The sequence below is a fragment of the Herbaspirillum huttiense genome, assembly GCF_004367745.1.
Taxonomy (GTDB): domain Bacteria; phylum Pseudomonadota; class Gammaproteobacteria; order Burkholderiales; family Burkholderiaceae_D; genus Herbaspirillum; species Herbaspirillum huttiense.
In genome coordinates this window covers 1,542,084-1,554,004 of the sequence record NZ_CP037993.1, presented here as the reverse complement: position 1 = coordinate 1,554,004, position 11,921 = coordinate 1,542,084, and the positions used below count along the sequence as shown (strand labels likewise).

Sequence of the window (11,921 nt, the reverse complement as noted above, 5' to 3'; positions counted from 1 at the left end):
GTAGAATACTGGTTTTATCTCATTGAGGGACAACTTGGCTTCGCCGAGACCTCGTCCCGAACCCGCACTCCCATGTTGAATCTGACTCCCGCCGAGCGCAGCGAACTGCGCGCCCAGGCCCATGGCTTGAACCCCGTCGTGATGGTAGGCGAAAGTGGCCTGACCGAATCCGTCATGAAGGAAATCGACAAGAGCCTGAACGCCCACGGCCTCATCAAGGTCCGCGTCTTCGGCGACGACCGCGAAGCTCGCATCGCGATCTACGAAACCATCTGCGCTGAACTCAAGGCGGCGCCGGTCCAACACATCGGCAAGCTGCTGGTGCTGTATCGCCCGCAAAAGGACGAAGGCAAGAAAGCCGCTGCCGGTGCCAAGGGCGGCCTGCGCGAAGTGACCATCGTCAAGTCGCACGCCACCAAGCGCCCTTCGGTGAGCAAGGTCATGCTCAAGGGCAATGAACGCATCACCGCCGGTGGCCTGGTCAAGAAGGCCAAGCCGCGCCAGCGCAGCACCAAGAAGTCGCTCGGCTGATCCTTCGATCGCCCGTCGCACCGGGCTGCAGCTTGCTGCGGCCCACAAAACAGAATGCCCGCTGATGCGGGCATTTTCATTTCCGGCGTCGGTATTGCGGCAGGATCATTGCCGCATCCGCCAGGCTTGAGCGAGACGGATGCGGCGGACTACATCAGACGTAGCGCACTTCCAGGATTTCGTATTCCTTCAGGCCCGAGGGGGCTTCCACGGCCACCACGTCACCGGCGCTCTTGCCGATCAGGGCACGGGCGATGGGCGAGGTCACCGAGACCTTCGATTCCTTGATGTCGGCTTCGTCCAGGCCCACGATCTGGTAGGTCACCTTCTCGCCGCTGTCCAGGTTTTCCAGGTCCACGGTGGAGGCGAAGACCACGCGGCCTTCGGCGTTCAGTTCGGCCGGGTCGACGATCTGGGCCGCGCCCAGCTTGCCTTCCAGGTCGGCGATACGGCCTTCGATGAAGGCCTGGCGCTCCTTGGCGGACTCGTATTCGGCGTTTTCGGACAAGTCGCCCTGCGCGCGCGCTTCGGCGATTGCATTGATGACTTCCGGACGGTCTTTGGTTTTCAAACGGTGCAATTCTTCCTTCAGAAGTTCGGCGCCACGCTTGGTAAGGGGAACTGTGCTCATAAGTCTCTTGCTCAAGGTTAGGGTTACACGGAAGACGCATCCAAGGTCCGCCGGCCGCTGAACACGCAAAAAGAGAGCCGCGCCGCCAACCTGGCGGACAAGCCTTGTCTTTACGGGAACAGTCTGGCTGGTGAACGGACCGTTGCTGCAGGATTCCGTCAGCTCTTCAACAACACGCGCTCTGACTCAGAGCCGCTAAGGACATGACGCCACGCGCAAGCCCAAATGAATGTGGCCCGATGGCGTCATGTCCTTAGCGTCCCCGGACGGATCTGCCCTGCAACATTGAACATGTTGTGGCCGCAGGGTGTCGTCCAAAAGTCAGAGAGGGCATCGATTGCTCAGATGCCCTCTTTGCCTGCCGGCGCCCATCAAACTAACGCCGGCAAAAGTAACGTGTTGTGGGTTTAGTGTATAGCTTTATGCAGGCCTTGTAAATCGTAGACGTCCAGCGCGTCCAGATGGCGCATGCCTTCCACTGCCGCTTCGGCACCGGCGATGGTGGTGAAGGTGGTCACGCGGGCGGCCAGGGCCGAGGTACGGATCGCTCCGGAATCGGCAATGGCGTTGCGCTTTTCTTCAACGGTGTTCACCACGAGGGCGATCTCGTTGTTCTTGACCATGTCCACGACGTGCGGACGACCTTCCACCACCTTGTTGACGGTGGCCACGGGGATGCCAGCTGCGCTGATGGCAGCCGCCGTGCCCTTGGTGGCGACAATCGAGAAGCCCAGCCCAACCAGGTCGCGCGCCACTTGCACGGCACGCGGCTTGTCGCTGTTCTTCACCGACAGGAACACCTTGCCGGACTTCGGCAGCTTCACGCCGGCACCCATCTGCGACTTCACGAAGGCTTCGCCGAAGGTCTTGCCCACGCCCATGACTTCACCGGTGGACTTCATCTCAGGGCCGAGGATGGTATCCACGCCCGGGAACTTGACGAACGGGAACACGGCTTCCTTGACGCTGTAGTAAGGCGGCACCACTTCGTTCTTGATGCCCTGGCTGTCCAGCGACTGGCCGACCATGCAACGCGCGGCGATCTTGGCCAGCTGCAGGCCGGTCGCCTTGGAGACGAAGGGCACGGTACGCGATGCACGCGGGTTCACTTCCAGCACGAAGACGGTATCGACGGTCTTGCCATCAACTTCACTCTGCTGGATGGCGAACTGCACGTTCATCAGGCCGACCACGTTCAGGCCCTTGGCCATCAGTGCGGTCTGGCGCTTCAGTTCTTCAATCGTTTCCTTGGACAGCGAATACGGCGGCAGCGAGCAAGCCGAGTCGCCCGAGTGCACGCCAGCCTGTTCGATGTGTTCCATCACGCCGCCGATGAAGGTACGCTCACCGTCGGAGAGGCAGTCCACATCCACTTCGATCGCATCGTTCAGGAAGCGGTCCAGCAGCACCGGAGAGTCATGCGAAACCTTGACGGCTTCACGCATGTAGCGCTCCAGGTCACGCTGCTCGTGGACGATTTCCATGGCGCGGCCACCCAGCACGTAGGACGGGCGGACCACCAGCGGATAGCCGATTTCCTGCGCCAGTTGCAGCGCGTCGGCTTCGGTACGGGCGGTACGGTTGGGCGGCTGGCGCAGGCCCAGGTCCTGCAGCAGCTTCTGGAAACGCTCGCGGTCTTCGGCGGCGTCGATCATGTCAGGCGAGGTGCCGACGATGGGCACGCCATTGGCTTCCAGGTCCAGCGCCAGCTTCAGCGGGGTCTGGCCGCCGTACTGGACGATCACGCCGACCGGCTTTTCCTTGTCGACGATTTCCAGCACGTCTTCCAGCGTCACCGGCTCGAAGTACAGGCGGTCGGAGGTGTCGTAGTCGGTCGAGACGGTTTCCGGGTTGCAGTTGACCATGATGGTTTCGTAACCATCGTCACGCATGGCCAGCGCGGCATGCACGCAGCAATAGTCGAATTCGATACCCTGGCCGATACGGTTCGGGCCACCGCCCAGCACCATGATCTTCTTCTTGTCGGTCGGGTTGGATTCGCACTCTTCGTCATAGGTCGAATACATGTAGGCGGTATCGGTCGAGAACTCGCCCGCACAGGTATCGACGCGCTTGAAGACCGGACGCACACCCAGCTTCTTGCGCTGTTCGCGCACGGCGGTGTCGGTGGTCTTCAGCAGCTTGGCCAGGCGGCGATCCGAGAAGCCCTTCTGCTTCAGCTGGAACAGGGTCGCCTTGTCCAGCGACTCCAGCGCCACATCCTTTTCCAGCCACAGTTCGATGTCGACGATCTCCTTGATCTGCGACAGGAACCACGGGTCGATGTGGGTCAGGCCGTGCACTTCTTCCAGCGAGAAGCCTTGGGCGAAGGCGTCGCCCACGTACCAGATGCGGTCCGGACCGGGTTCGCCCAGTTCCTTCTCGATCAGTTCGCGGTCGGTGGTCTTTTCGTTCATGCCGTCCACGCCCACTTCCAGGCCGCGCAGGGCCTTCTGGAAGGATTCCTGGAAGGTACGGCCGATGGCCATGACTTCACCGACGGACTTCATCTGGGTGGTCAGGTGCTTGTCGGCCTGCGGGAATTTCTCGAAGGTGAAGCGCGGGATCTTGGTCACGACGTAGTCGATGGACGGCTCGAAGGACGCCGGGGTCGCACCGCCGGTGATCTCGTTGCGCAGTTCGTCGAGGGTGAAGCCCACGGCCAGCTTGGCGGCGATCTTGGCGATCGGGAAGCCGGTCGCCTTGGAGGCCAGTGCCGAGGAACGCGAGACGCGCGGGTTCATTTCGATGACGATCATGCGGCCATCGGCCGGGTTGACCGAGAACTGCACGTTGGAGCCGCCGGTATCCACACCGATTTCACGCAGCACCGCCAGCGAGGCGTTACGCATGATCTGGTATTCCTTGTCGGTCAGCGTCTGGGCCGGGGCGACGGTGATGGAGTCACCGGTGTGCACGCCCATCGGGTCCAGGTTTTCGATGGAGCAGACGATGATGCAGTTGTCCGCCTTGTCGCGGACCACTTCCATTTCGTATTCCTTCCAGCCGATCAGCGATTCTTCGATCAGCAGTTCGGAGGTCGGCGAAGCTTCCAGGCCGCGCTTGCAGATGGTTTCGAATTCTTCGGCGTTGTAGGCGATACCGCCGCCGGTGCCGCCCATGGTGAAGGACGGACGGATGATGACCGGGAAGCCGATGGTCTTCTGCACTGCCCACGATTCTTCCATCGTGTGCGACACGCCCGAACGGGCCGAACCCAGGCCGATCTTGGTCATGGCCTGCTTGAACTTGGAGCGGTCTTCAGCCTTGTCGATGGCTTCCGGAGTGGCGCCGATCAGTTCGACCTTGTACTTGTCCAGCACGCCGTTACGGTGCAGGTCCAGCGCGCAGTTCAGCGCGGTCTGGCCGCCCATGGTCGGCAGGATGGCGTCCGGCTTTTCCTTGGCGATGATGCGTTCCACCGCTTGCCAGGTGATCGGCTCGATGTAGGTGGCATCGGCCATTTCCGGGTCGGTCATGATGGTGGCCGGATTGCTGTTGACCAGGATGACCTTGAAACCTTCTTCACGCAGGGCCTTGCAGGCCTGGGCGCCGGAATAGTCGAATTCGCAGGCCTGGCCGATGATGATCGGGCCAGCGCCAATGATCAGGATGCTTTTGATGTCAGTACGCTTAGGCATTTTGTTTCTTCTCCATCATCGCCACGAACTTGTCGAACAGGGGAGCGATGTCATGCGGTCCAGGGGATGCTTCGGGGTGGCCCTGGAAGCAGAAAGCAGGTTTGTCGGTGCGCTCGAAGCCTTGCAGCGAGCCATCGAAGAGCGACACGTGGGTCACGCGGCAGTTGGCAGGCAGGGTCGCCTGGTCCACGGCGAAACCGTGGTTCTGCGAGGTGATCATCACCTGCTTGCTGTCCAGGTCCTGCACCGGGTGGTTGGCGCCGTGGTGGCCGAACTTCATCTTGAGGGTCTTGGCACCGGAGGCCAGGGCCATGATCTGGTGACCCAGGCAGATGCCGAAGGTCGGGATGCCGCGCTCGATCAGTTCCTTGGAGGCGGCGATGGCGTAATCACAGGGTTCCGGATCGCCAGGACCGTTGGAGAGGAAGATGCCGTCCGGGTTCAGGGCCAGCGCTTCTGCAGCAGTGGCTTGTGCCGGCAGCACGGTGACCTTGCAGCCGCGCTCGGCCAGCATGCGCAGGATGTTGTACTTGACGCCGTAGTCGAAGGCGACCACGTGGAATTTCGGGGTGATCTGCTGGCCATAGCCGCGGCCCAGGCGCCATTCGGTCTCGGTCCAGTTGTAGGCCTTCCGGGTGGAAACCACCTTGGCCAGGTCCATGCCGGCCAGGCCCGGGAAGGCGCGCGCCAGTTCCAGTGCCTTGGCGGTCGCCGCAGCGATGTCGGCTTCACCGGCGACGATGGCGCCGTTCTGGGCACCCTTCTCGCGCAGGATGCGGGTCAGCTTGCGGGTATCGATGCCGGCGATGGAGACGATGTTGCCTTCTTTGAGGTAATCCGACAGCGATTGCTGGCTGCGGAAGTTCGACAGCAGGCGCGGCAGGTCCTTGATGATGAGGCCGGCGGCGTGGATCTGCGAAGCTTCGACGTCTTCACGGTTCACGCCCGTGTTGCCGATGTGCGGATAAGTGAGGGTGACGATCTGGCGGCTGTAGCTGGGGTCGGTCAGGATTTCCTGGTAGCCGGTCATCGCGGTATTGAACACGACCTCACCGGTGGTGTTGCCTGCGGCGCCGATGGAAAAACCTTGGAAGACAGACCCGTCTGCGAGCGCGAGGACGGCCGGAATCGCGGGACCGGAAAGAAGAGGCAGCAAGGGTAACTCCTGAGATTGTTACCGCCGCGGCTGGATGACCGGTAGACCTTTGCGCGCCAAACTGACCGGCGCGAACACCCCGACTCATTCGGTACGGAAGCGTGGCTGGGCCTGTTGGGAACGAGGAAGAGGAATGGGTATGCGCTACGGCGGATAAAATTGGCTAAACCGCTCGATTATAGCGCAAAAGCCTCCCTCCGGCAAATCGTAGATTGCCGAAAGTTGGCGTAAATTGCACCGAAATTGCACCGAAACAGCGTGCAAGCAAGGCGGGAACGCCGGCCGGCAAGGCCGCCGGCGCCGAAGGGAAATTACAGGCCCAGGGCAGCGATACCGGCCTTGGCGATCTGCACGTCTTCCGACGACTTCACACCGGAGACGCCGACGGCACCGACGTAATGGCCTTCAACCACCACCGGCACGCCGCCTTCGAGCAGGCCGTCCAGGCCGGGGGCGCTCAGGAAGGAGACACGGCCGTTGTTGATCATGTCTTCATAGATCTTGCTTTCGCGGCGGCCCAGGGCAGCGGTGCGCGCCTTGGCCGGGGCGATCTGCGAGGAGATCGGGGCAGCGCCGTCCATGCGCTGCAGCCACAGCAGGTGGCCACCGTCATCGACCACCGAGATGGCCACGTTCCAGTTGTTGGCACGGGCTTCGGCTTCAGCGCCGGCAGCGATCTTCTTGACGTCGTCCAGCGACAGGAACGGTTTGGTTTGCATGGTGGCTCCGATAGGCAGAAAAAATTGAACGCTGATTGTACGGCCAGAAAGTCTTTTTTGACATCCCGCCCGGCCAACTCATCTTTCACCAATAGATGAAGTTTTTTGCATCAACGCGGCCCTCTCGATCGCTTTTCTCATGCATCAAGGAAACTTTCTGCAAAAACGTAAATCATTTAGCCGAAATATTTTCCTACCCCGCGTAGGAAAAACACTGACTGGGAGAAGCCGCCAAATACCCCGCTTTTGCCCCATAAATGATTTCATTTTGACAAGCTGGCACGAATCCAGCTTTTGACAAGCCGTAAGATTTACCTTACAGTCCCGCAATCCTATTTTGAGAGGATCCCGATGACCCTACGCCGATCTGACCGAATCCGACGACAAACCGCTCGTGCGTGCGCGCTCGCAGCCGGCCTTTGGATCAGTGCATCGGCCTATTCCGCTGACCTTTCCCTGGCAGCGCAGGATCTTCCCCCTCCCCAAGCCACCTCCCCGCAAGCCCAGCTGCTGATCAGCAAGACCAATCTTGCGATCGCCCGCCTGCAAGACATCACCAACCGCGCCTCCGAACTGGCGACCCAGGCCCTGGCCATGCTGGGCATCAATTACCGCTACGGCGGCAATTCGCCCGATACCGGCCTGGATTGCAGCGGACTGGTGCGTTACGTCTTCAAGGAAGCATGGGGCACCGACCTGCCGCGCACCTCGCTGGAAATCAGCCGCGTGGGCGAGAAGATCGGCAGCGACAACCTGCAGCCCGGCGACCTGGTGTTCTACAACACCTTGCGCCGCGGGTTCTCGCACGTCGGCATCTACCTGGGCGACGGCAAGTTCATCCACTCCCCTTCGGCCGGCGGCCAGGTGCGCATCGAGAGCATGGACGAGTCCTACTGGAAGAAGCGCTTCAATGGTGCACGCCGCATCATCGCAGGTGAAGAAGAGCAGAAATGATCACCATCGCGGTGCAGACCGCATGGCAAAAGGCCGCTGGAAACAGCGGCCTTTTTTTTCGTTCATAGTACGGCCAAAAACGGCCAAGCCGTCAATTCCCGCCAGTCGCCATGAGCTTGAGTTTGCGCTTGATTTCCGGCATGGCAGCGGTGGCGGCCTGCTCCCCAGCCAGGATAGCCACGTTGCGGCTGGCGAAGTCGCTGCCCTTCATCGAACCCAAGCCCGGCTGCAGCACGATGTCGGCGTTCTTGAGTTCATACTGGTTGATGGTCTGGCCCATGATGGCGAAGGTCTGCAGCAGCACGTCGATGGAGCTGCTGGAGGCCGCCTGCGCCTCCGGATTGGCCGAGATATTGACCGCGATCACGAAGTCCGCCCCCATCTGCCGCGCAAAGCGCACCGGCACCGGCGACACCAGCCCGCCATCCACATAGGTGTGGTCGCCGATCCTGACCGACTGGAACACCCCCGGCACCGCTGACGAAGCCCGCACCGCAGTGCCGGCATTGCCGCGCTGGAACAGGATGGGCTGGCCGGTGCGCAGGTCGGTGGCGACCGCGCCGAAGGGGATCTTGAATTTCTCGATGGGGACGTTGTGCACGGCCTTGTTGACGTAGTTCTGCACGCCCTCGCCCTTGAGCACGCCGCTGACCTTGGAGAACAGCGGCACCGACCAGTCCGAGATGGCCGCCTCATCCATGGCCAGCGCCAGCTTCTGCAGGGCGAAGCCATCATTGCCCGCCGCATAGAGCGCCCCGACCAGGCTGCCGGCACTGGTGCCGGCCACCACATCGACGGTGATGCCCTGGGCTTCCAGTGCCTTGATCACGCCGATGTGGGCAAAGCCGCGCGCTGCGCCGCCGCCCAATGCAAGGCCGATCTTGATGCGGCGTGGCGTCGGTGCCGCCGTGGCGCTGGGCGCAACCGCCGTGCCGGCCGGCGTGGATCCGCTGGCCTCCACGGGCTTGTTGCCAGCACCGCCCGGCAAGAGCGACGAGGTACCGCAGGCAGAGAGAAGAAATACCGAAGCGATGGCCGCAGCCATCAAGCGAGAGGAGAGGCGCATGACGCGAGGGAAAGCAGTGACGAAGCCCGACATTGTACTGCAAGCGCCCTGCCCGTCCGGAGAGCACGGGAGGCGGTGGTGTAGAATGCGGCCCCTGGCTTTTCGATCCGGCCCGGCACATCCAGGCATCACAGGCAGCATAGGCACATGAATATCGTCATCAACGAAGAACTGAAGCAGTACATCGATCCCCTCACCCCCAACGAGTACGCGGCGCTGGAACGCAGCCTGCTGGCCGAGGGCTGCCGCGACGCGCTGGTGCTGTGGGGCGATGTGCTCATCGATGGTCACAACCGTTACGAAATCTGCAGCAAGTACGACCTGCCTTTCAAGACGATCCAGAACGACAGCTTCGGCTCGCTGGACGATGTGCTGCTCTGGATGATCGACAACCAGCTCGGCCGCCGCAGCGTCTCGGACTTCCAGCGCGGCATGCTGGCCCTGCGCAAGCGCGACATCATCGCCGCCCGCACCAAGGCCGAGGCCACGCCAGCGAAAAACACCAGCACTGAAGAGAACGAAGGCGCAGCTGCCAGCGATGCGCCTGCGGCCAGTGACGATCCCTGGCACGCCGACGACAACACCGGCCGCATCAAGACCCGCGAAGACATCGCCCGCGCCGCCGGCATCAGCAGCGCCACCATCGGCCAGATCGACCGCATCCGCAAGACGGCCGCGCCCGAGCTGGTGGAAGCAGTGCGCAATGGTGCCATCTCCATCAATGCCGCCGCCGCCGTGGCGACCCTGCCCAGCGAGGCGCAGGTCAGCGCTGTGGCCGGGGGCAAAAAGGAATTGCGCGAAGCCGCCAAGAAGGTGCGCGAACAGAAAGCCGCCACCCGCACCCCGCGCACACCCAAGCCCGATGAGGCGATCACGGAAAACGCCATCCCGCTGGTGGAGGGCCAGGAAAACGAACTCACTGCCACCCTGCGCCGCGAAATCGCTGCCCTGCAGTCGCGCGTGAGCCGCCTGTCGGAAGAGAACCAGGGCCTGCGCGCCGAACTGGCCCTGCTCAAGGGCGCCGCTCCGCAGCAGGACTGAAGCGCCCTCTTTCATGGCCACCTTCACCATCGCCCGGCGCGCCGAGATCGAACTGGAAATCCGCAAGAGCCGCTTCATCGGCATCGTCACGCCGGTGCCCGGCCGCGAAGCCGCCATGCAGGAAATCGCCCGAATGCGTGATGCCCATCGCAGCGCCACCCATGTCTGCTGGGCATTGATGGCCGGGGGCCAGTCCGGCATGTCCGACGATGGCGAACCGTCAGGAACGGCGGGACGCCCGATGCTGGAAGTGCTGCGCCACCACGAGCTCGATGGCGTGCTGGCCATGGTGGTGCGTTACTACGGTGGCGTCAAACTCGGCGCAGGCGGTCTGGTGCGCGCCTATACCGAGGCGATTGCGACTGCGCTCAAGAGCACCGAGCGCACCGAACGCGTGGCCCAAGCCGAGATCGAGATCGGCGTGGTCTATTCCGCCGAGCCGCAGCTGCGCCACTGGCTGGCCCAGCAGAAATACGAATTGCTGGACAGCCGCCACGACACCCTGGCCCATCTTCACCTGCGCTTGCCCGAAGCGGCGCTGTCGCAGGCCGAGGAGGCCATTCGCCGGCTCTCTTCGAACGCCGAGATCAAGCGCATCATCTGATCCATCCGCGCCCGCCGGGCCGCCTCGGGCGGACGCGACCACAGCATGTCGAATTCCGCCACGAGCAGGTGGTAGTCGATTTCCGTCAACGGTGTTGAAGCATTCATGCCACCCTCACCGGTCCCGCGCCACACTGCGCGCCACGAAGATCGCCAGTGCCGGTGCCAGCGTGAACAGCGCCAGCAATACCCAGGCTGCGCGCGCAGTGGCCTCTGCCCCGCCCGCTCCCAGCCCGGCCTGATTGGCCACCAGTCCCGCCAGTGCCGCCCCCAGCGCCATGGCAAACAATTGCACCGTCGTGATGGCCGACGAGGTCAGGTTCTCTTCGCCGGGCTGCGCCGCATGCAGCGCACGGGCCACCAGATGCGGCCAGCCCATGCCGATGCCCAGGCCCGTCACCCCCAGCGCCAGCACGATCAGGCCATCGGCCAGCGCGCCTGCGGGCAGCCATTGCGCCGGCATCAAGAACGCCAGCAGCGCCATGCCCAGCGTCATCATGCAGGGACCGAGCCGGATCATGCGCAAGGCCGCCCGTTCGCTCAGACCCGAACCGCCCAGCGAACCCAGGCTCCAGCCCGCTGCCATGGCCGCCGTCGCATAGCCGGCGCCCAGCGGGTCGTAGCCATGCAAGCCCTGCAGGAAATACGGCAGGAAGATTTCCACGCAACTGCCCATGACCAGCAAGGCAATGCAAGCCATCACCCCGCCCATCACCGTGCGCGGCCGATAAGCCGCGTGCGGCAACAGGTTCGCGCGATGGCCCAGGTCGATGCGCGCCATCCACACAGCCAGCAACACTCCCGCCAGCACGCAGGCCGAGGCCAGCCAGTCATCGTCGGCCTGTGCGGCCAGCGCTACCAGCACTACCGATGACGCCAGCAAGGCGATGCGTCCCAGCGGCACGGCCTGCGCCGGGCCGCTCGCGCTGCGCACCGTCGCCGGCCCCAATTGCCGCCACACCAGCCAGGCCTGTGCGGCAAGCAAGGGCAACAAGGCAAAGAACGCCACGCGCCAATGGCCGCTGGCGGCAAACAGGCCACCGACGGCGGGCCCCAGCAAGGTCGAGACACCCCACATGCCGGACACCAGCGCGATGGCACGCGGCCACATGCGCGGCTCGAACACCAGCGGGATCAGGGCATACGCCAGCGCCGCCAGCAGACCGCCGCCGATGCCCTGCACCGCCCGGCCCGCCAGCATCCATCCCATGCTGCCTGCGCTGCCGCACAGCAAGGCGCCGCTGCCGAACAGCGCCAGCGCCATCAGGTAGGCGGCGCGCGCCCCCATCGCCCCCATGAGCTTGCCGGTCAAGGCGGAACCGGCGATGGAGGCGGCCACGAAGAGCGTCACGTTCCAGGCGTAATACACCAGGCCGCCAATATCCCGCACCACGGAGGGCAGGATGGTAGTGACAATGTGCACGTTGATCGCATACAGGGCGACCCCACCGGTCAGCGCGACGGCGCGCCAGCGGTGCGGACCCAGCAGTTCACCCCAGCCGGCCGCAGCGGTTGCGGCGCCTGGGGAAAGGGATGAGGTGGAAGAACGGGTCATGGCAACAGGCCTTTCTCAATGCAG

General features: G+C 63.3%; 10 protein-coding genes. 4 read left to right on the top strand and 6 right to left on the bottom strand.

Annotated elements, in window-relative coordinates; genetic code table 11:
- The first annotated feature begins 72 nt into the window (after nucleotides 1-72).
- Nucleotides 73-531 (top strand): ribosome assembly RNA-binding protein YhbY, encoded by a 459-nt coding sequence (yhbY, locus tag E2K99_RS06920; RefSeq protein ID WP_034340366.1) that lies wholly within the window; start codon nucleotides 73-75, stop codon nucleotides 529-531.
- A 154-nt stretch (nucleotides 532-685) separates the two neighbouring features.
- Here yhbY and greA read toward each other — a convergent pair whose 3' ends face one another.
- The 4 genes from greA to E2K99_RS06900 form a co-directional block, all read right to left on the bottom strand.
- Complete coding sequence (gene greA, locus E2K99_RS06915; RefSeq protein ID WP_013233401.1) at nucleotides 686-1,162, bottom strand: transcription elongation factor GreA; 477 nt, start codon at nucleotides 1,160-1,162, stop codon at nucleotides 686-688.
- 407 nt (nucleotides 1,163-1,569) lie between these two features.
- Nucleotides 1,570-4,803: a carbamoyl-phosphate synthase large subunit gene (gene carB / locus E2K99_RS06910; protein ID WP_039788708.1), complete on the bottom strand. Its 3,234-nt coding sequence runs from the start codon at nucleotides 4,801-4,803 to the stop codon at nucleotides 1,570-1,572.
- Nucleotides 4,796-5,959, bottom strand: a complete 1,164-nt coding sequence (gene carA / locus E2K99_RS06905) for a glutamine-hydrolyzing carbamoyl-phosphate synthase small subunit (protein WP_008326829.1) — start codon at nucleotides 5,957-5,959, stop codon at nucleotides 4,796-4,798. The genes carB and carA overlap by 8 nt, the downstream gene beginning before the upstream one ends.
- A 311-nt stretch (nucleotides 5,960-6,270) precedes the next feature.
- The gene (locus tag E2K99_RS06900; RefSeq protein WP_034338629.1) at nucleotides 6,271-6,678 is read right to left on the bottom strand and encodes a GlcG/HbpS family heme-binding protein; all 408 of its coding nucleotides are present in this window, start codon (nucleotides 6,676-6,678) and stop codon (nucleotides 6,271-6,273) included.
- A 351-nt stretch (nucleotides 6,679-7,029) separates the two neighbouring features.
- Here E2K99_RS06900 and E2K99_RS06895 point away from each other — a divergent pair, with 351 nt between their 5' ends.
- The gene (locus E2K99_RS06895) at nucleotides 7,030-7,632 is read left to right on the top strand and encodes a C40 family peptidase (protein ID WP_039788715.1); all 603 of its coding nucleotides are present in this window, start codon (nucleotides 7,030-7,032) and stop codon (nucleotides 7,630-7,632) included.
- A gap of 91 nt (nucleotides 7,633-7,723) precedes the next feature.
- On the opposite strand, the gene E2K99_RS06890 is transcribed toward E2K99_RS06895, so the two are convergent.
- Entirely contained in the window at nucleotides 7,724-8,698 is a 975-nt protein-coding gene (locus tag E2K99_RS06890; RefSeq protein ID WP_134221768.1) for a patatin-like phospholipase family protein, read from the bottom strand.
- A gap of 147 nt (nucleotides 8,699-8,845) precedes the next feature.
- Here E2K99_RS06890 and E2K99_RS06885 point away from each other — a divergent pair, with 147 nt between their 5' ends.
- Together E2K99_RS06885 and E2K99_RS06880 are read left to right on the top strand one after the other, a co-directional pair.
- Nucleotides 8,846-9,739 carry a ParB N-terminal domain-containing protein gene (locus tag E2K99_RS06885; RefSeq protein WP_134221767.1) on the top strand — a complete coding sequence of 298 codons (894 nt, stop codon included), beginning with the start codon at nucleotides 8,846-8,848 and terminating at the stop codon, nucleotides 9,737-9,739.
- Between the two features lie 13 nt (nucleotides 9,740-9,752).
- Nucleotides 9,753-10,343 carry an IMPACT family protein gene (locus E2K99_RS06880; protein WP_034338619.1) on the top strand — a complete coding sequence of 197 codons (591 nt, stop codon included), beginning with the start codon at nucleotides 9,753-9,755 and terminating at the stop codon, nucleotides 10,341-10,343.
- 114 nt (nucleotides 10,344-10,457) lie between these two features.
- Here the strand turns inward: E2K99_RS06880 and E2K99_RS06870 are convergent, their stop codons facing one another.
- Nucleotides 10,458-11,897 carry an MFS transporter gene (locus E2K99_RS06870; RefSeq protein WP_134221766.1) on the bottom strand — a complete coding sequence of 480 codons (1,440 nt, stop codon included), beginning with the start codon at nucleotides 11,895-11,897 and terminating at the stop codon, nucleotides 10,458-10,460.
- Between the last annotated feature and the right edge of the window lie 24 nt (nucleotides 11,898-11,921).